Genomic DNA, 19,662 nt, shown 5'->3' on the forward strand with positions numbered 1-19,662 from the left:
GCAGCGATGCTAACCCGCGTTTGGTTCCTTGCTGCAGGCCAGCCCCTCTGCCTCACGGGGAGTCATACTGACTAGTCCGTTTGGATGGCACGCGGCACCGGCTTTGTTGCCATCATGGCCGTCATTCATCGCGCGCCGCATGCCGCGCCGAACGGCGCCGCGCACGCCCGCGCGCCCCGTCACGGAGACACCATGAACGACCCCGTCCTCGGCCCCATCGACCAGATCGGCTATGTGGTCGCCGATCTCGAGCGCAGCATCGCGCGCTGGCGCGCCCGCCACGATGCGGGCCCGTGGACCGTGTTCCGCAACGTTCGCCTCGACGGCCGCTACCTCGGTGAAGCGGTGACGGTCACGATGGATGTCGGGCTCGCGTATCGCGGCGATCTGCAGATCGAACTGATCCACGTGACGAACGACGCGCCGTCGCCGTACCGCGATGCGCACGGGCAACCGCTCGCGGGCCTGCATCACGTCGCCTGGGTGGTCGACGATCTCGATGCCGCCGTCACGCGGCTCACCGAACGCGGCCTGCGCGTCGTGTTCGAAGCGCGCAACCCGGCCACGCGCATCGCCTACCTCGACGATGCCGACGATCCCGGCGTACGCGTCGAAGTGATCGAAGGCGCCGGCATGCGCGCCATGATCGCGCACGGGATCGCCGAAACGCGTGCGTGGGACGGTGCCGATCCGGTCCGCATCCTCGACGCGTCGGCTGCCGCATGAGCGGGCCCGAGCGCGCCCCCTTCACTCACAGGAGCAAACACGATGAAACGACTCGAAGGCAAGGTGGCGTTGATCACGGGCGGCGCCCGCGGCCAGGGCGAAGCGGAGGCGCGCCGGTTCGTCGCCGAAGGCGCACGCGTGGTGATCGCCGACGTGCTGGACGACGCGGGCCGGCGCGTCGCGGCCGAACTCGGCGACGCCGCGCGCTACCAGCATCTCGACGTGACGAACGAAGACGACTGGCACGCTGCCGTCCATGCGACGCTCGCCCATTTCGGCCGGCTGGACGTCCTCGTGAACAACGCGGCGATCCTGAAGCTCGTGCCGATCGAATCCTGTTCGCTCGACGACTATCGCAAGGTGATCGACGTGAACCAGGTCGGCTGCTGGCTCGGCATGAAATCGGCGCTGGCCGCGCTGAAGAATGCGGGCGGCGGCGCGATCGTCAACGTGTCGTCGACGGCGGGGATGGAAGGCGTGGCCGGCGGCAGCGCGTATGTGTCGAGCAAGTTCGCAGTGCGCGGGATGACGAAGGCCGCCGCGCTCGAGTTCGGCCGCTACGGGATCCGCGTGAATTCGGTCCACCCGGGCGGCATCGACACCGTGATGGCGCGCCCGCCGGAATACGCGGATTTCGACCCGTCGTCGATCTATGGCGGGCTGCCGATCGCACGCATCGGCAAGCCCGACGAAGTCGCGAGCCTCGTGCTGTTCCTCGCGTCCGACGAATCCGCGTATTGCACGGGCTCGGAATTCATCGTCGACGGCGGGATGCTCGCGGGCAGCGCGTTCCATTGATCCGCACCGCAGTCGACACGCGCCCGCCTGCCCGGCGGGCGTTTTCGTTCTCAGCGGGGCGAATGGACAGTCGCGGCCGTCCTGTCACATGCGCGGCAACCACGCGTCCGGAAACGACCATGCCGCCGGCTGCTCTCCCGCGCGGCGGCACCGCGGCCTCCGAAGCGAAGCGACGTACCATGCGGCGCTCAGTACCCCTTCGGCTGGATCGCCGGAGCGCCGACACCGCGCGCCACCTGCTTGCCGCCGCGCACGAGGAAGCGTCCGCGCGTGCCGTACACGCCCTCCGCTTCCGGATACACCGTCAGCAGCACGAAATACATCAGCCCGCCGACCGCCAGCGATACCGGCACGCTGAGATCGAGCCCGCCGGCGAGATTGCCGAGCGGCCCGACGAACTGGCCCGGCAGGTTCACGAACGACAACCCGACGAACGCCGCCGGCAGCCATGCGCCCATCGCGCGCAGGTTCCAGCCGTGCGTGAACCAGTAGTGGCCGCCGCGCAGCCCGCGGTTGAACACCTGCAGGTCGTCCGCGAGATAGAAGCCGCGGCGCGTCACGTAGCCGATCACCATGATCGCCATCCACGGGCAGCTGAACGTGTCGATCAGCGTCGAGAACGTCGCGACGCTTTCGACGAGGTTGAACCAGAAACGGCCGACGAAGATGAATGCGATCGCGATCGTGCCGATCAGCAGCGTCGCGCGCACGCGGTTCAGGAAGCGCGGGAACATGCTCGACACGTCGAGGCCCGTGCCGTACAGCGCGGTCGTGCCGGTCGACATCCCGCCGATGATCGCGATCAGGCACATCGGCGGCAGGAACCAGCGCGGCGATACGGCGAGCAGCCCGCCGACGTAGTCGTTCGACGCGATGAACGCGGGTGCCTTCGACGCGATGATCGTCGCGGTCGCGAGGCCGAAGAAGAACGGCACGAAGGTGGCGATCTGCGCGGCGAACACGGCGCCCGTCACGCGCCGCTTCGGCGTCTGCGGCGGAATGTAGCGCGCCCAGTCGCCGAGCGTCGATGCGAACGATACCGGGTTGCTCAACGCGACCAGCACCGCGCCGACGAACGCGGCCCGGAAGCCTGCGCTGCCCTGGTGCAGCGTGCCCGCGTAGTTCATGTCGAACATCCCCGCGAACGCGAACAGGCCGGCGACGAACAGCAGGCTCGCGGCCCACACGGCGATCTTGTTGACCCACAGCATGAAGCGAAAGCCGTAGATGCAGACGATCAGCACGAGCACCGCGAACACCATGTAGGCGGCGCCGAGCGTGAAGCCGTTGACCGGCACGCCGACCATGTCGTGCGCGCCGCCGACGAGCGCATCGCCGGAGCTCCACACCGCGAGCGAGAAGAACGCGATCGACGTCAGCAGCGCGAGAAACGACCCGACGATCCGGCCGTGAATGCCGAAATGCGCGCCGGACGACACGGGGTCGCTCGTGCCGTTGCGCGGGCCGAACAGGCTCATCGGCGCGAGGATGCAGGTGCCGGCCAGCACGCCGAGCACGATCGCGCACACACCCGCCTTGAACGACAGCCCGACCAGCACGGGAAAGCTGCCGAGCACCGACGTGGAAAACGTATTGCAGCCGCCGAACAGCAACCGGAACAGATCGATCGGACGCGCATAGCGTGATGCATCGGGAATGCGCTCGAAACCGAACAATTCGACTTGCGTAATCTTTCCTTCACCCATTTGTCTCCAGCTCCTCTGGTGCGCCGGTACGGCCCGGGACTGCGGCCATACGACACATCGTCATCAATTTGCGGCCACTCTAAACCGGATCAGGCTGCGCAAATATCACGCATTCGAGACGTTTACGACGAAGGAGGACAATGTTTCGCGGCGGGGAAACGGCCGGTTGCCGCGCCGCGCGTGCGGCGCGGGCGATGCCAGGTGCGACGACCGAGGCGCCGGGCTGCAGCCGGCGCGCGCCGGGCAGGCGCAACGCCCCGCCCGCCGCGCGGCCCCGTCCTACTGCCCCGACCGCGCGAGCGGACCGGGTGCCTGCTGCGCCGTTCCCGACGGCCAGCCGCCCGCGAGCGCCTTGTACAGCGCAACCGTCGATGCCGCGCTGCGCATTCGCCCGTCGGCCGCCGCATCCTGCGCCTGCAGCAGCGTCCGTTGCGCGTCGAGCACTTCGTAGTAGTCGATCGCACCGGCCGAAAAGCGCGTCTGCGCGAGTTGCACGGCGCGCGCGCTATCATCCGCGGCTCGCGCGAGGTGCGCGGTCTCGTCCCGCGTGCGCGCGACGCGCAGCAGCGCGTTCTCCGTTTCCTCCAGCGCACCGAGCACGGTCTGCCGGTACTGCGCGAGCTGGCCCGCCGCTTCCGCATCGCTCGCCGCGATTCGCGCGCGCACGCGGCCGACGTCGAGGAACGACCAGTCGATGCCGAGTGCGATCAGGTTCGTGTCGCTGCCCGCACGGAAGAACCCGTAGCTGCTGGTCGCGCTGCCGAGCAGCCCCGACAGCGTGAAGCGCGGAAACAGGTCGGCCGTCGCGACGCCGACCCGCGCGGTCGCCGCATGCAGCCGCGCTTCCGCTGCCGCGACGTCCGGGCGCCGGCGCAGCAGGTCGCCCGGCGTGCCCGGATCGATGTCCGCGGCGAGCGCCGGCAGCGCCGCCGGCGCACCCTTCTGCGTGTCGAAGCGACCGATCAGCGCGTCCGGCGTCTGCCCCGTCAGCACCGCGAGCCGGTGCTCGTCGACGCCGATCGCCGCTTCGTACACGGCGATCCGCGACGTCGTCGATTCGTACTGCGCGCGTGCACGCACCGCGTCAAGCTCGGAGCCCCGCCCCGCGCCGACGCGCGCATTGATCAGCGCGAGCGTCTGCTTCTGGTTGTCGGCGTTCTCGCGGGCGATCCGCAATCGCTCCTGCGAGCCGCGCAGATCCACGTAGGTGCTCGCGACTTCGCCCGCGACCGCGACGCGCACCGCACGCACGTCAGCCGCGCTCGCGGTCGTTTCCGCACGCTGCGACTCGATCGAGCGGCGCACGCGACCGAACAGGTCGAGCTCCCACGCCGCGTCGATCCCGACGCTGGAGATCGGCGTGTCGCGCTGGCTGCGCGGCGCGCCGAACGCCTGGTCCTTGCTCGTCAGCTGATGGCCGATCCGGCCGCTCGCGGTGAGCGTCGGATAGCGGTCGAACGTCGCCTGCGACAGCAGTGCGTTCGATGCGTCGTAGCGCGAGATGGCAACCTGCAGGTCCTGGTTCGCCGCGAGCGCCGCATCGATCAACTGCGTGAGCGCCGGGTCGCCGAAGCCGCGCCAGAACGCGGCGTCGGCATCGGCCGACGCATCGGGCGGCACCGCATCCTGCGCGGCCGGATGCGTGTCGCGCGCGAACCGCGCGGCGCTCGCCGTGTCGGGCCGCTTGAAATCGGGGCCGACCGCGCACGCGGCGAGCGTCACCGCCATCGCGAGCGCGGAAAGACGGAAAGCGGCGCTCATCGGTTTTCTCCTTCGAGGGTGCCGTTCTGTTCGCTCCAGACGGCCGGCGTGCCGCCCGCGAGCTTGCGTATCGCCACATAGAACACGGGCGTGAGGAACAGCCCGAACAGCGTGACGCCGAGCATCCCCGCGAACACGGTGACGCCGGTGGCCGCACGCACCTCGCTGCCCGCGCCGCCGCCGATCAGGAGCGGCACCGAGCCCGCGATGAACGCGACCGACGTCATCACGATCGGGCGCAGCCGCAGCCGGCACGCCTCTAGCGCCGCTTCGATCGCGCCCTTGCCCTGGATTTCGAGTTCGCGCGCGAACTCGACGATCAGGATCGCGTTCTTGCATGCGAGCCCCATCAGCACGACGAGACCGACCTGCACGAACACGTTGTTGTCGCCGCCGGACAGCCATACGCCGAACAGCGCCGCGCACATGCACACCGGCACGATCAGGATCACCGCGAGCGGCAGCGTCCAGCTCTCGTACAGCGACGCGAGCACCAGGAACACGAGCATCACCGCGAGCGGGAACACGACGATCGCCGCGTTGCTTTGCGTGACCTGCTGGTAGCTGAGGTCGGTCCATTCGAGCGTGATGCCCGGCGGCAGCACGTCCTTTGCGATCTGCTGCAACTTCGCGATCGCCTGCGACGACGACATCGCCTTCGGATCGGCGTCGCCGATCAGGTCGGCGGCCGGATAGCCGTTGTAGCGCACGACCGGGTCCGGCCCGTACGCGGGCGCGACCGTCACCATCGAGCCGATCGGCACCATCTCGCCCTTCGCGTTGCGCGTGCGCAGGTTGGCGATGTCGGCGGCCGTCTGGCGGTGCCCGGAATCGGCCTGCGCCATCACGCGGTATACGCGGCCGAATGCGTTGAAGTCGTTCACGTACATCGAGCCGAGATAGACCTGCAGCGTATTGAACAGGTCGGTCAGCGCGACGCCCTGCGCCTTCGCCTTCAGCCGGTCGACCTTCACCTCGAGCTGCGGGATGTTCGCCTGGTACGCGCTGACGGGATAGCTCATCCCGGGCGTCTTCGCGACCGCCGCCTGGAACGTGGTCAGTGCCTTCTGCAATTCGCCGTAGCCCAGCCCGCCGCGATCCTCCAGGTACAGCGCGTAGCCCGAGCCGTTGCCGAGGCCCTGGATCGGCGGCGGCATCAGCGCGTAGGTCATGCCGCCGCCGATCGCCGCGAAGCGCGCGTTCAGGTCGGCGTTGATCTGCGCGGCACTGCGGTGACGCTGGTCGAACGGCTTCAGGATCACGTACGCATTCGTGATGTTCGGCGTGTTCACGCCCTGCAGCGCATTCAGCCCGGCGAACGCCGGCACCATCTCGACGCCGTCGGTGCCAAGCGCAATCTTCGTCATCTGCTCGGTCACCGCGCTGGTGCGCGCGAGCGACGCGCCTTCCGGCAGCTTCGCGCCGGCGAACAGGTACAGCTTGTCCTGCACGGGGATGAAGCCGCCCGGCACCGCGTTGAACAGCAGCGCGGTCGCCGCGAGCAAGGCCGCATAGACCGCGAACACCGCGCCGCGCCGCTTCAGCGTGCGCGCGACGACGCCGTGATAGCGCCCCGAGCTGCGCTCGAAGAAGCGGTTGAACGGATGGAACAGCCAGCCGAATGCGCGATCGAGCACGCGCGTGAGCATGTCCTTCGGCGCACCGTGCGGGCGCAGCAGTTTCGCCGCGAGCGCTGGCGACAGCGTCAGCGAATTGACCGCGGAGATCACGGTCGAGATCGCGATCGTCACCGCGAACTGCCGGTAGAACTGGCCGGTGACGCCCGACATGAACGCCATCGGCACGAACACCGCGCACAGGACGAGCGCGATCGCGACGATCGGCCCCGACACCTCGCGCATCGCCTGGTGCGCGGCATCGCGCGGGCTCAGCCCCTGAGCAATGTTGCGCTCGACGTTCTCGACCACCACGATCGCATCGTCGACGACGATCCCGATCGCCAGCACGAGGCCGAACAGCGTGAGCGTGTTGATCGAATAGCCGAGCAGGTAGAGCCATGCGAACGTGCCGACCACCGACACCGGCACCGCGACGAGCGGAATGATCGACGCGCGCCAGGTCTGCAGGAACAGGATCACGACGAGCACGACCAGCACGACGGCCTCGATCAGCGTGTGCTGCACCGCGCGGATCGATTCGCGCACGAATACGGTCGGATCCCACACCGGTCGGTACGCGATACCGGGCGGGAAGCGCTTCGACAGTTCGTCGAGCTTCGCATACACGGCCTTCGCGACGTCGAGCGCGTTCGCGCCCGGCGACAGGAAGATGCCGACCACGGCCGAATGCCTGTCGTTGAAATACGAGCGCAGCGTGTAGTCGCCCGCGCCGAGCTCGATGCGCGCGACGTCGGACAGCTTCACGACCTGGCCGTCGTCGCCGTTGCGCAGCACGATGTCGCCGAATTCCTGCACCGTGCGCAGCCGGCCGCGCACGTTGATCGACACGAGGAAATCGTTGTGCTTCGGCGACGGCTCCGCACCGAGCTGGCCGGCCGACACCTGCACGTTCTGCTCGCGCACCGCGGCGATCACGTCGCTCGCGGCCAGCCCGCGCGATGCCAGCCGGTTCGGGTCGAGCCAGAGGCGCATCGCATAGTCGCCGGAGCCGTACACGCCCACGTCGCCGATGCCGGTCAGGCGCGACAGCTCGTCCTTCACGTGCAGCGTCAGGTAGTTGCGCAGGTATAGCGAATCGCGGCTGTTGTCCGGCGAATAAAGGCTCACGTACATCAGCGGCGTCGGCGACTGCTTCTGCGTGGTCACGCCGTACTGGCGCACCTCGTCCGGCAGGCGCGACAGCGCCTGGCTCACGCGGTTCTGCACGCGCACCGCGGCCGTGTCGGGATCGACGCCCTGCAGGAACGTGACGACGACCTGCAGGCTGCCGTCCGAGCCCGCGACCGACTTCATGTACATGATCCCTTCGACGCCGTTGATCGCCTCTTCGAGCGGTTCGGCGACCGACTCGGCGATTTCCTTCGGGTTCGCGCCCGGGTACGTCGCACGCACGACGACGCTCGGCGGCACGACTTCCGGATATTCGCCGGCCGGCAGCATCGGAATCGAGATCAGGCCGATCGCGAAGATGACGATCGACAGCACGACCGCGAAGATCGGCCGGTCGATGAAGAATCGGGAGAAATCCATCGCATGTCTCCCGTTACCGCGCGGCCGGCACGCCGGCATCGGCCAGGGCCTGCGTGCCGCTGCCCGGGCCGCCGCCTGCGCCCGCATCCGCGCGCGCGGGCAGCGCCTTCGGTTTCACCGGCGCGCCCGGATAGTAGATCCGCTGCACGCCGTCGACGACCACGCGATCGCCGGACTGCAGCCCCTTCTCGACGATCCGCTCGCCGTCCAGCTCGCGGCCGATCGTCACGTCGCGGCGCAGCGCCTTGTCACCGGCGCCGATCACGTACACATACTTGCGATCCTGGTCGGTGAGCACGGCCTTGTCGTCGACGAGCAGCGCGTCCTGGTCGCGGCCGCTGACGAGCTGCACGCGAGCATAGAGACCCGGCGTGAACGTATGGTCCGCATTCGACAATCGCACGCGCGCGCGGATCGTGCCGGTTTGCGGATCGAGCCGGTTGTCGAGGAAATCGACGGTGCCCGCGTGCGGGAAGCCCGTCTCGTTCGCGAGGCCCACACGCACCGGATCGGCGCCGATCGCACGATGCTTCGGATCGGCGCGCCGCGCGTTGTAGCGCAGGTAGCTCTGCTCGTCGCAGTCGAAATACACGTAGACGGGATCCTGCGACACGACGGTCGTCAGCAGCGTGTCGTCCGCACGCGCGAGGTTGCCGGCGGTCGCGATCGCGCGGCCGACACGGCCCGCGATCGGCGCACGCACCTCGGTGAAGCCGAGATTGAGCTTCGCGTCGGCGACGGCCGCGTCGGCCGCCTGCAGGTCGGCGCGCGCCTGCTCGGCGGTCGCGCGCGCGTTGTCGAGTTCCTCCTGGGAGGTCGCATGCGCATCGATCAGCGTGCGCACGCGCTTGAGCTGCACGTTCGCGAGGCTCGCGGCCGCGCGCGCCCGCTGCTGCTGCGCAATCGCGCGGTCCAGCGCGATCCGGTACGGACGCGGGTCGATCTCGAACAGCACCGCGCCCTGCGCGACGAGGTCGCCCTCCTTGTAGGCGACGCGTTGCAGATAGCCGCTCACGCGCGGCCGCAGCTCGACCGCGTCGACCGCTTCGACGCGTCCGTTGAATTCGTCCGCGAGGCGGATCGTGCGCGGCGCGACGGTCGTCACGCCGACTTCGGGAAGGGGAGGTGCCGACGATGCGCCTTTGCCGTCGTGACAGCCCGACAACGCCAGCAGCAATGCACAGGCCGCGCCCAAAGGCGACGTCCTGCGTAGGGATAGGGAGAGCATGATGCCTCGCGACGGGTTAAACTGCCGCGTAGCATAAAAGTTGAAGTTAACTTCAAGTCAAGCTTTCCCGGAGGGCGTCATGGGTATCGACGAAACCCCGCAATGGCCGCTGATGTCGATCCGCGAAGTGGCCGCGCGCAGCGGCGTGCCGGCATCGACACTGCGGTTCTACGAGACGCGCGGGCTCATCAAGTCGCACCGCAACGGCTCGAGCCATCGCCACTATTCGCGCGCGGTGCTGCGCTTGATCGCGTTCATCGTGTTCGCGCAGAAGATCGGCTATTCGCTCGACGAGATCGCCGAACAGCTCGTGAGCCTGCCGGAAGACACCGCGCCGACCAACAAGGACTGGCAGCGGCTGTCGCGCGGCTGGAAGCAGCGCGTCGCGAGCCGGATCGAGGAGCTGCAGCGGCTCTACATCAACCTCGACGAATGCATCGGCTGCGGCTGCCTGTCGCTGAAGCGCTGCAAGCTGACCAACCCCGAGGACCGCGCAGGCCGCAACGGGCCCGGCGCGCGGCGCTGGCTCGGCGACAAGCCGCCCGATCTCGACTGACGCACGCGGCCAGCGCGACGCCCGACGCCCGACGCCGCGCCGGCTTCCCGCGTCACCCTACCCGCCAGCCGCCGCTCACCGCGATCGCCGTGCCCGTGAGTTCGCCTGCCTGCCCGAATATTGATGGTTGGTAACAATGGCACGCCGGGCACCGCACGGCGACAGGTCAATCACGCCTGCGCGCTGGCCGACTTCGCGTCGCACGCGGCGTTCAGACGCGCAGGATGTTGAGTGCGACGTCGAGCACGGCCTGCCGGAACGCATCCTGCCGCGTGGGCAGCGACGTGAATTCCAGCATCATGTGGCTGTACGACACCGTCGTGCCGACCGCGCTCGCGATCATGAAGAACAGGACGTTCGGATCGACCGGGCGGATCTCGCCGGCCTCGACCGCGTCGGCCAGCAGCGGAAACATCGCATCGTGATACGGGCGCACGATCCGCTGCTGCAGGCAGTCGAGCCGCCCGCCCTCCTCGGTCGCCGCCGTCGAGAAGAACATGCCGACGTCCGGCTCCTCGAATTCGTGATCGACGCACAGCTCGATCGCGCGCCGCACGCGCTCGCGATGCGGCAATGACGACGTGCGCAGCACGCGCAACGCGTCGAACAGCGGCTCGGCCAGGTCGACGATCTGCTCGACGACGGCCAGCCACAACGCCTCCTTCGTGCCGAAATGATGGGCGATCAGCGCCGCGTCGACGCCCAGCGCGCGCGCGACCTCGCGCACGCTCGTCGCATCGTAGCCGCGCTTCGCGAACGTGCGGCGCGCGGCCCGCAATATCACGTCCGGACCGACGGACGCCTCCGCCAGCGGCCGCCCGCGCGTACGCCGCTTCGATGGCGCGCGCTCAGTGACTTCAGCCACGTTTTCCTGCTCCCGTTGAATGAATCGAATGCCCGTATTCGGGCCCCGGTTTCGCTTCCCCAAAACCGGACTGCCCGCTCCGCTCCGTTGACACGCGAAGCCGGGAAGCGCTAGGATCATACCTTATTCATCACGTGATGATTTATTCATGACAACCCCTACCCGCATCGTGATCGTCGGCGGCGGCATCGCCGGACTGCAGCTCGCGACCCGCCTCGGCGAACGTCTCGGCCGCACCGGGCGCGCCCAGGTCACCGTCGTCGACCGCAGCCCGACCCATGTGTGGAAGCCGATGCTGCACACGATCGCGGCCGGCACGCGCGACGTGCAGCAACAGCAGGTGATCTTCCTCGCCCATGCGCGCGATCACGGCTACACGTACCAGCCCGGCGAACTGAAGGGGCTCGATCGCACGCGCCGCCGCGTGCAGCTCGGCGAGATCCGCTCGCAGGACGGCGAGATCGTGATCGACGCGCGCGAACTCGAATACGACGTGCTGATCCTCGCGCTCGGTAGCCAGGCCAACGATTTCGGCGTGCCGGGCGTGCGCGAGCACTGCTATTTCATCGACAGCCAGCAGCAGGCGGAAACCTTCAACGAAGCGCTGCGGATGCGCGTGTTCCGCAGCATCGCGCGCGACGAGCCGTTTCGCGTCGCGATCGTCGGAGCCGGGGCGACCGGCGTGGAACTGGCCGCGGAACTGAGCCGGCTGCTGGAAGTGGCGCAGGCGTATGGCGATGCGACGGTGCGCGAGCGGCTTCAGCTGACGCTGCTCGAAAGCGGCCCGCGCATCCTCGCTGCGTTTCCGCCGAGGATTTCCGCGTCGGCGCAGCGGCGGCTCGAGCAGATCGGCTTTCATGTGCTGACGTCGACGCGCGTGACGGCGGCCGATGCGAACGGCTTCCACCATGGTGACGGTTCGTTCGCCGAAGCGGATCTGATGGTGTGGGCGGCCGGCGTGAAGGCGCCCGATTTCATGCACGCGCTGGGCGGGCTCGACACGAACCGCGCGAACCAGATCCTGGTCGGGCCCACGTTGCAGGCCACGGCCGACGAGCGCGTGTTCGCGATCGGCGATTGCGCGAGCCTGCAACCCGACGGCCACGAACGGCCGCTGCCGCCCACCGCGCAGGTGGCGGCCCAGCAGGCCGAGCATCTCGCGAAGCACCTGCCCGCATGGCTCGACGGCAAGCCGCTGCCGCCGTTCGCGTTCCACGATTTCGGCGCGCTCGTGTCGATCAGCGACTACGACGCGTTCGGCACGCTCGGGCAATTCGGGTTCTTCCGCGGCGGCTTCATCCAGGGGCGTTTCGCGCAATTCAGCCACCTGATGCTGTACCGGCGGCACCAGCAGGCGCTGCACGGGTTCTCCAAGGCGACGCTGCTGTGGATCGCCGAACGGATCAACGGCTGTGTGCAGCCGCGCATCCGCCTGTCGTGATGCCGCGTGTCGCGGCATTGCGTAACGTTTCGAGGAAAGCAGACATGAGCAACAGTGCAGCCACCTGGCTCAGGACCGTCGCCGCGATCGGCAGCTTCGACATGCCGTCCGTTTCATGGGCCGCCCCGCGACGGCGCGGCGTCACGCGCGATCGCCTGCCGTCGTGGGACGCGACGAGCCAGCCAACGATCAGCGTACTCGAGCGGCCCACGGCCGACACCGTGATGATTTCGTGGTGCGACGCGTGCACCGGCCACTACGGCTACCAGAAGTGGCGGCTGTTCACGACGCGCAAGCGCGGCGTCTGTGCGCTATCGGGGCGGCCGATCGCGGCCGGCGACAGCGTCTATGCGCCGCAACTGCTCGGCTCGACGCCGGGCAACGCCGCCGCGATGGTGCTGGCGGCGTGTATCGACGAGGTGTGTGCCGCTTAAGCGGACGTCGCCCGACCGGCGCCATAGGCCGGATCGCTGTTCTGCCGTTCCAGTTCCGCATCGAGATGCGCGGCATGCACCTTGGCCTCGGACTCCGACATCAGCTCGCCTTCCCACTTCGCGACCACCGCGCTGGCGATCGAGTTGCCGACCGCATTGGTGGCCGAGCGCCCCATGTCGAGGAACGTGTCGACGCCGAGAATCAGCAGCAGCCCCGCTTCCGGGATGTCGAACTGGTGCAGCGTCGCCGCGATCACGACGAGCGATGCGCGCGGCACGCCGGCCATCCCCTTCGACGTCAGCATCAGGACCAGCAGCATCGTGATCTGCGTGCCGAGCGACAGGTGAATGTTGTACGCCTGTGCGATGAACAGCGACGCGAACGTGCAGTACATCATCGAGCCGTCGAGGTTGAACGAATAGCCCATCGGCATCACGAAGCTCGAGATCTTGCGGCGCACGCCGAACCGGTCGAGCGCGTCGAGAATCTTCGGGTACGCGGCTTCGGAACTCGCCGTCGCGAACGACAGCATGAACGCTTCCTTGATCAGCGCGAGCAGCTTGAACACGCGACGGCCGAGGAACAGCAGGCCGGCAGCGACGAGCGTGCTCCACAGCAGGAACAGGCTCACGTAGAAGTCGCCCATGAACACCGCGAACTTCAGCAGGATCGACAGCCCGTTGATCGCGACGGTCGACGCCATCGCCGCCAGCACCGCGAGCGGCGCGAGCTTCATCACGTAGCCGGTGATCTTCAGCATCACGTGCGCCAGCTGGTCGATCGCGGCGACGAGGACCTTGCCGCGCTCGCCGAGTGCGGCAAGCGCGACGCCGAAGAACATCGAGAACACGACGATCTGCAGAATCTCGTTGTTCGCCATCGCCTCGGCGATCGACTTCGGCACCATGTGACCGACGAAATCCTTCAGCGTGAACTTGGACGTCGCGAGATGCGCGGATGCGCCGATGTCCGGCAGCGGCAGGCCGAGGTTCTCGCCGGGCCGCAGCAGGTTCGCCATCAGCAGCCCGAGCAGCAGCGAAATCAGCGACGCGGTGACGAACCAGCCGAACGCCTTCACGAACACGCGCCCCACCGACGATGCATCGCCCATGTGCGCGATGCCGACGACGAGCGTCGAGAACACCAGCGGCCCGATCACCATCTTGATCAACCGCAGGAACACGTCGGACACGAGCGAGATGTAGCCGGCAATTTCCGTCGCGGACTGCTTGTCGGGAAACTGCGTGTAGATCAGGTAGCCGATCAGGATGCCGGCCGCCATCGCGAGCAGGATCGAGACTGCCGCGGACATTCGTTTGTTCATAACGGAACTCGACGCACGGTGCAGGATTTGAAGGAGTCGATGCGCGCGCCGGTGCCGTGCCACGGCGCGCGCGTCGCGGGGCGGCCCGCCCGGCATTCCGGGCACCCGCCTCGCGCGATACTGCGGAAGTCCGCGAACGGACCCGCTACCGCTGCAACCGACGTGCGCGCGATCGCGGACGCCGGTTGCAGCCGTTCAGCATGATCCGACCAGGTCAGTACCCGATCGCCGAACCGGCCGGACGGCGCGGATCGTTGACACCGTAAAGGTAGCCGACGCGCACGTTGCCGGACACCGACGAGTCGTTGCCGGAACTCTGGCGGCTCGCCGCCTCGGTGCCGGGCAGGCCGACCATGATCAGCTCGGCCGCACCCCACGGCGTCTGCTCGGTCATCTTGTAACCCATGTTGCGCAGGATCGCGAGGGTGTCGGGCGACAGGCCGCGGGTCTCGTAATAGACCTCGTCGGGCAGCCATTGATGATGGACGCGCGGCGCACCGACCGCATCCTGCGGCGTCATCCCGTAGTCGATCACGTTCAGCACGGTCTGCAGCGTGATCGTGATGATGCGCGAGCCGCCGGGCGAGCCGACCACCATGAACACCTTGCCGTCCTTCTTCACGATCGTCGGCGCCATCGACGACAGCGGACGCTTGCCCGGCGCGATCGAGTTGCGCGTGCCCTGCACGAGGCCGAACAGGTTCTGCGCGCCGACCTTGACCGTGAAGTCGTCCATCTCGTCGTTCAGGAAGAAGCCCGTGCCCGGCGCGATCACCACGGCGCCGAAGCGGCCGTTGACGGTGTACGTGGTCGACACCGCGTTGCCGTCGTGGTCGATGATCGAATAGTGGGTCGTCTCCGGCTTCTCGTGCACGCCGACACCCGGTTGCACGTCGACCGACGCCGTCGCCGTCTCGCCGCTGATCTGCTTGCGGATCTCGGCCGCATACTGCTTGCTCGTCAGCTTCGCGACCGGATTGTCGATGAAGTTCGGATCACCGAGCAGCGTGTTGCGATCCTCGTACGCGTGGCGCATCGCCTCGGTCATGTAGTGGACCACCGACGCCGACTGGTAGCCGAACTTGCGCAGGTCATACCCTTCGAGCACGTTCAGCGTCTCGCACATCGTCACGCCGCCCGAGCTCGGCGGCGGTGCCGACACGAACTCGTAGCCGCGATACGTGCAGGTCAGCGGCGCCACGTCCTGCGCGCGATACGACGCGAAATCGGCCGCCGTGATCAGCCCGCCGCCGCGCTTCGCCGCCGCTTCGACGATCTTCGGAATCTCGCCGTGATAGAACGCTTCGGGGCCCTGCCCGGCGATGCGCTCGAGCGTGCGCGCCAGGTCCTTCTGCACCAGGCGGTCGCCCGGCTGCAGCGGCGTGCCGTCCGGGCGCAGGAAGATGCGCGCGGCTTCCGGATCCTTCTTGAAGCGCTCGATGGTCGTGTCGAGGATGTCCGTATCGCCGCGGGTCAGCACGAAGCCGTCACGCGCGAGCCGGATTGCCGGCTCCATCACCTGCTTGCGCGTCAGCTTGCCGTACTTGCGCTGCGCGAGGTCGAGGCCCGCGACCGTGCCCGGCACGCCGACCGCGCGATAGCCGTACAGGCTGTCGTCCGGAATCACGTTGCCCTTCGCATCGAGATACATGTTCGCCGAGGCCGCGGCCGGCGCCGTTTCGCGGAAGTTGATGAACCGGTCGCGGCCGTCGGCCAGGTGCACGGTCATGAAGCCGCCGCCGCCGATGTTGCCGCAGCACGGATTGGTCACGGCCTGCGCGTAGCCGACCGCCACGGCGGCGTCCACCGCGTTGCCGCCTTCCTTCAGGATGTCGACGCCGATCTGCGACGCGAAATGCTGCGACGACACGACCATGCCGTTCTTCGCTTCCACCGCGGGTTCCGAAGCGGCGAGCGCGCCTGCGCTCATGGCCGACAACAGGGTGAGTACGACGAGCCGTCTCATGACGGAATCCTCCACACGAATGACCGGGCCATGCCGGGATGCGCGCCCCGCCCCGAGGCTGACCGACGCTGTTGACCCGGCATGTAATGAACAATACATTTCAGCAAGGCCGCGATCATAGCATCGGCTTTTTTATCGAAAAACCTAGGGTTATTACTATATTTCTTCGCTAAATCGTGCGTTCGATAGTCGCGCGGAGTGTTCGTTTTATTACACATATGAATGATCGAGGGCCGAGGCGATGCGTCCCTCTAATCTGCAGCCGCACACGGCCTGCGGGCCGTCGATCGGCTAACATGGACGGAGTCGCCGGCAGACGCACGTCTGCCGTTTGTCATTCAGATACGAGCAAGCCGGAGTGCCCGATGGGGACAAGCATCAGGGCGTTGCTGCTATCCCAGATGGATAGCTTCACGCCGTCGGAACAGAAGGTCGCGCATGCGCTGCTGGATCGCTATCCGAGCCTCGGGCTCGGGCCGATCGCGAGCTTCGCGAAGCAAGCCGAAGTCAGCGACCCGACCGTGTTTCGCTTCGTCGTGCGGATCGGCTTTCCGAACTACTCGTCGTTCCAGCAGGCGTTGCACGACGAGATCGACACCGCGATGAATTCGCCGCTCGCGCGGATGGACGCGTTCCACTCGGAATCGGGGATGCGCGACAGCCACGCGGCGATCTTCCAGCGGCTTTCGCAAGCGCTCGCCACCACCATCGAAGGACTTGACGCGGCGGCGTTCGACGAAGCGGTGACGCTGCTGGCCGATCCCGATATCCGCGTGTTCTGCGGCGGCGGGCGTTATACCGCGCCGCTCGCGTCGCTGTTTTCCTTCACGCTCGCGTATGCGCGCCCGCATGTGCAGTACGTCGAGCCGAACGTGAATCTCGCGTCGGTCTCGCTGACGGACATGGGGCCCGGCGACGTGCTCGTCATTTTCGATTTTCGCCGCTATCAGAAGGACAGCATCCGGTTCGCGCAGGCCGCGCATCAGCTCGGCGTGCGCGTGCTGCTGATCACCGACGAATGGCGCTCGCCGATCAGCGCGTTCGCGGAGATCGTGCTGCGGATCCAGGGGCGCCCGTTCGCGATGCTGCAGACCAACGTGCCCGCGCTCGCGCTCGCCGAAGCGCTGGTGATCGGCGTGACGAACCGGCTTCCTGAACTGGCGCGGCAGCGGATGGAGAAGATCGAGCGGCTGAGTACGGGCGGGATCGAGTGGGATATGAATCAGCGGGATTTGCCGGAGTGACGGCTCATCGCCATTCAGGCATGGGCCTCGGCACTCGACGCCATGGCGTTTGCAACTTGAATCGAAAACTGCAACCCATAACATTTGATGAGTGACGCCAACGATCGTCGCAATACCTTGTTCATGGCACCAACTCGATCCGGTTGCCCGTCACGACAAGCTTGACGGGATCCGTCTTTTTCCACCGCGACCTCGGAATCGTCAGTTGCCACTCGGCTCCGCCCTGATCGCGAAAGAACCCTGCAACGCCCACGACGCGCGCGTCATCCGCCATTGGCGCAGACAGCGTCACCGTGGCGTCAGGCACAAGCGTGGCCTCCATACTGTCGAGCAGATCGGCCTTCAGCAACGCCCTGTCGTCATCGAGCAGTTGGACGTATGTTGCCCTCTCGAAAATTTTCGCATCCTTCAATTGATAGACGCGCATCACAACCGGTAGAGCTTGTCCTTTCTCGTTCTCGTTCAGTGCGGAACGGCTTTCGATCACGAGATTCATCTCCTTGACCTTCGCGACGAAAATCGCGCGCGTCATGTCGGCGGTCGTCATCTTCACCGATTGCCACATGCCACAGCCAGACAATGACGCCGCCGTCATCGCGGCGGCGCTCACCAATCGCATGCTTCGCATGGTCCGATTTGTTCGGCGTATCACAACCAACCTCCCGTCTTGATCGTGCATGGATAGCGCCTGATCGGACCGCCGACGCCTTCATACAGAACCAGCCGCACCGCAAATTGGAAGCACGCATAGCGGCCTACGAAGCGGCTGAGCACATCGCCGAAGAGCGCGACGTCACCCGGTCCTGCAAAACCTGCCGGCTCGATACCCACATTCATATTCACGATGCGCTCGACGCGCGCACCTACGAGAGTGGTTTCCTCGTCGAGCCAAACGTAGTGAATCGCCTCGATACGTCTGCGGTTATCGTCCTGTCGGGTCCAGTCGTACAGCGACAGCGCGCCGCGCAGCACATTCGCGTCCATCATGTTCAGCTCGGTGGTACCCGCGCCATTGAAGTGAGAAATCATCCGCCAGTCATAGTCGCCACCACGCGGGGGATACAGCGGCATCGTCGGGGCCGTCAGGTTGCGTACGCGTTCGACACCGTTAAAGGTCGAAGCAGGCGCGGAAATCGTCGATTCACGCAGCGCCATACGCGGCAAGCGCCCATTGTTTGCCAACACCCGAACCATTACGTGCCCGTCCGGCAAGCTGCCGGGTTCATCCCATACATGCCCCCCCTAACGTCAGGATCATTTCTCGCTGGCCCGTTACGCCCTGCCGAATCGACGAGTGGTAGTGCCGATCCGGCAACTCGCGTCGGGTCATCCCGCCGCGATGCTGAAATGCCTTTATTGACTGATAGGTGTATAGCGTGGCGGTGCGCGGATCGGTCGCCACGACCGACAGTATGTCGTAGGGCTCGACGTGCTCGCCCGCTGACGCCGGGGCGCGCACCGGATAGTCGCGATCGTGCACGCTGGGCCGTATTGCCTGTGCGTCCAGTTCGAACAGATTGATCACCGGCGTGCAGAACAACCGGATGTTGTCCGCGTCGAACATGACATCACCGGGTATCCGATCTTGGATCACCATATCGAATTCAAGACGCGTTTCGCCCGGTGGCACACTTGCCGAGTCGAATCCGCACAAGTCGACGAAGTGGAACTTCTCGGGGAACGAGAAGTATTCGAGCATCGTCTGCTCGCGGTCGAGCTCGGCGTCGCGTGCATCGAGACCGATCGGCCACAATCGTGCCTGCGCGCCAAAACCTGCCGCCTCGACTGTCATCGCCGGTCGTGGTCGTAGCTGGCCGTCAAGCATGTGCGGCATGCGCACGCCGATCGACTCGACCTGGCGCGTAAGAGCGGCATACAGCGCCGATGCAGTCGGTCGATCGCCATGCAGATATAGCCGGATACGCGAAAGGTCGTCCAGCAACCGCTGCTCGCGGTGCAGCAGGTCAAACGCGAGCCGGATCACCGTGCGACCGTCCGCGCGGATGCGCGCACCCGCCTCGCGCACGCTGAGCGGCAGCAGACGTATCGCCTGAGTGGTTCGATAAACACACATCGTCCCTTCCGGTCCGACCGGTGTCGAACGAATCTGCAACCCAGGCGGCAACGTATCGAGAATCCGCGCCTCGCCAGTGCGCGGCATACACTCGAGGATTGCCAGCGACGGAATCGTGCGACCCGCATGTGGCCACAGGTGATCGATCAGTGGATCGGCGAGCTCCGGCAGCGCGTCGTCGAGCTTCATGCGCAGCCGGCTCGCGAGAAACGCGAAACCCTCGTAGGTCTGGTCGACACTGTCGTGGCGCGCACCAGGTAACGTCATTCCCACGCGGCGTGCGGCTTGCGGCTGGGACTTCGCAAATTCCCGTCCTGCTTCGCGCAGGTAACGCATCTCCGCATCGAAGTAACGCAGGTACGGATCGT

At 66.9% G+C, this 19,662-nt stretch carries 14 protein-coding genes and 1 pseudogene; 6 read left to right on the forward strand and 9 right to left on the reverse strand.

What is annotated here, in order from left to right:
* Positions 1–192: 192 nt before the first annotated feature.
* Both DIE21_RS35245 and DIE21_RS35250 read left to right on the forward strand, forming a co-directional pair.
* Positions 193–726, forward strand: coding sequence for a VOC family protein (locus DIE21_RS35245; RefSeq protein ID WP_124501968.1), 534 nt, complete (start codon positions 193–195; stop codon positions 724–726).
* Between the two features lie 42 nt (positions 727–768).
* Positions 769–1,524: a glucose 1-dehydrogenase gene (locus DIE21_RS35250; protein WP_124501969.1), complete on the forward strand. Its 756-nt coding sequence runs from the start codon at positions 769–771 to the stop codon at positions 1,522–1,524.
* A gap of 188 nt (positions 1,525–1,712) precedes the next feature.
* Here DIE21_RS35250 and DIE21_RS35255 read toward each other — a convergent pair whose 3' ends face one another.
* From DIE21_RS35255 to DIE21_RS35270, 4 genes are all read right to left on the reverse strand, one after another.
* Entirely contained in the window at positions 1,713–3,230 is a 1,518-nt protein-coding gene (locus DIE21_RS35255; RefSeq protein WP_124501970.1) for a cytosine permease, read from the reverse strand.
* Positions 3,231–3,509: 279 nt separating this feature from the next.
* Positions 3,510–4,991 (reverse strand): efflux transporter outer membrane subunit, encoded by a 1,482-nt coding sequence (locus tag DIE21_RS35260; protein WP_124501971.1) that lies wholly within the window; start codon positions 4,989–4,991, stop codon positions 3,510–3,512.
* Positions 4,988–8,161, reverse strand: a complete 3,174-nt coding sequence (locus tag DIE21_RS35265; protein ID WP_124501972.1) for an efflux RND transporter permease subunit — start codon at positions 8,159–8,161, stop codon at positions 4,988–4,990. Before DIE21_RS35265 ends, DIE21_RS35260 begins: the two co-directional genes overlap by 4 nt.
* A gap of 13 nt (positions 8,162–8,174) precedes the next feature.
* On the reverse strand, positions 8,175–9,389 hold the full coding sequence (locus tag DIE21_RS35270) for an efflux RND transporter periplasmic adaptor subunit (RefSeq protein ID WP_124501973.1): 1,215 nt from the start codon (positions 9,387–9,389) through the stop codon (positions 8,175–8,177).
* Positions 9,390–9,468: 79 nt separating this feature from the next.
* Here DIE21_RS35270 and soxR point away from each other — a divergent pair, with 79 nt between their 5' ends.
* Positions 9,469–9,945 carry a redox-sensitive transcriptional activator SoxR gene (gene soxR, locus DIE21_RS35275; protein ID WP_124501974.1) on the forward strand — a complete coding sequence of 159 codons (477 nt, stop codon included), beginning with the start codon at positions 9,469–9,471 and terminating at the stop codon, positions 9,943–9,945.
* Positions 9,946–10,156: 211 nt separating this feature from the next.
* Here the strand turns inward: soxR and DIE21_RS35280 are convergent, their stop codons facing one another.
* Complete coding sequence (locus tag DIE21_RS35280; protein ID WP_124501975.1) at positions 10,157–10,810, reverse strand: TetR/AcrR family transcriptional regulator; 654 nt, start codon at positions 10,808–10,810, stop codon at positions 10,157–10,159.
* Between the two features lie 148 nt (positions 10,811–10,958).
* Between DIE21_RS35280 and DIE21_RS35285 the strand changes: the two genes are divergently transcribed.
* Together DIE21_RS35285 and DIE21_RS35290 are read left to right on the forward strand one after the other, a co-directional pair.
* A complete protein-coding gene (locus tag DIE21_RS35285; RefSeq protein WP_124501976.1) occupies positions 10,959–12,251 on the forward strand; it encodes an NAD(P)/FAD-dependent oxidoreductase in 1,293 nt (430 codons plus the stop codon).
* Between the two features lie 44 nt (positions 12,252–12,295).
* Complete coding sequence (locus DIE21_RS35290; RefSeq protein ID WP_124501977.1) at positions 12,296–12,685, forward strand: DUF3331 domain-containing protein; 390 nt, start codon at positions 12,296–12,298, stop codon at positions 12,683–12,685.
* Here the strand turns inward: DIE21_RS35290 and DIE21_RS35295 are convergent.
* Complete coding sequence (locus tag DIE21_RS35295) at positions 12,682–14,010, reverse strand: dicarboxylate/amino acid:cation symporter (RefSeq protein WP_124501978.1); 1,329 nt, start codon at positions 14,008–14,010, stop codon at positions 12,682–12,684. The genes DIE21_RS35290 and DIE21_RS35295 overlap by 4 nt on opposite strands.
* Before the next feature lie 214 nt (positions 14,011–14,224).
* Positions 14,225–15,976 carry a gamma-glutamyltransferase gene (ggt, locus tag DIE21_RS35300; RefSeq protein WP_124501979.1) on the reverse strand — a complete coding sequence of 584 codons (1,752 nt, stop codon included), beginning with the start codon at positions 15,974–15,976 and terminating at the stop codon, positions 14,225–14,227.
* A gap of 365 nt (positions 15,977–16,341) precedes the next feature.
* On the opposite strand from ggt, the gene DIE21_RS35305 reads away from it, so the two are divergent.
* On the forward strand, positions 16,342–17,220 hold the full coding sequence (locus DIE21_RS35305) for a MurR/RpiR family transcriptional regulator (RefSeq protein ID WP_124501980.1): 879 nt from the start codon (positions 16,342–16,344) through the stop codon (positions 17,218–17,220).
* A 121-nt stretch (positions 17,221–17,341) separates the two neighbouring features.
* Here DIE21_RS35305 and tssJ read toward each other — a convergent pair whose 3' ends face one another.
* Together tssJ and tssF are read right to left on the reverse strand one after the other, a co-directional pair.
* Positions 17,342–17,839, reverse strand: coding sequence for a type VI secretion system lipoprotein TssJ (gene tssJ, locus DIE21_RS35310; RefSeq protein ID WP_260432599.1), 498 nt, complete (start codon positions 17,837–17,839; stop codon positions 17,342–17,344).
* A 29-nt stretch (positions 17,840–17,868) separates the two neighbouring features.
* A pseudogene (tssF, locus tag DIE21_RS35315) lies at positions 17,869–19,630 on the reverse strand (type VI secretion system baseplate subunit TssF).
* Between the last annotated feature and the right edge of the window lie 32 nt (positions 19,631–19,662).

Origin of the sequence: Burkholderia sp. Bp9140 (genome assembly GCF_003853425.1) — a bacterium.
Lineage (GTDB): Bacteria > Pseudomonadota > Gammaproteobacteria > Burkholderiales > Burkholderiaceae > Burkholderia.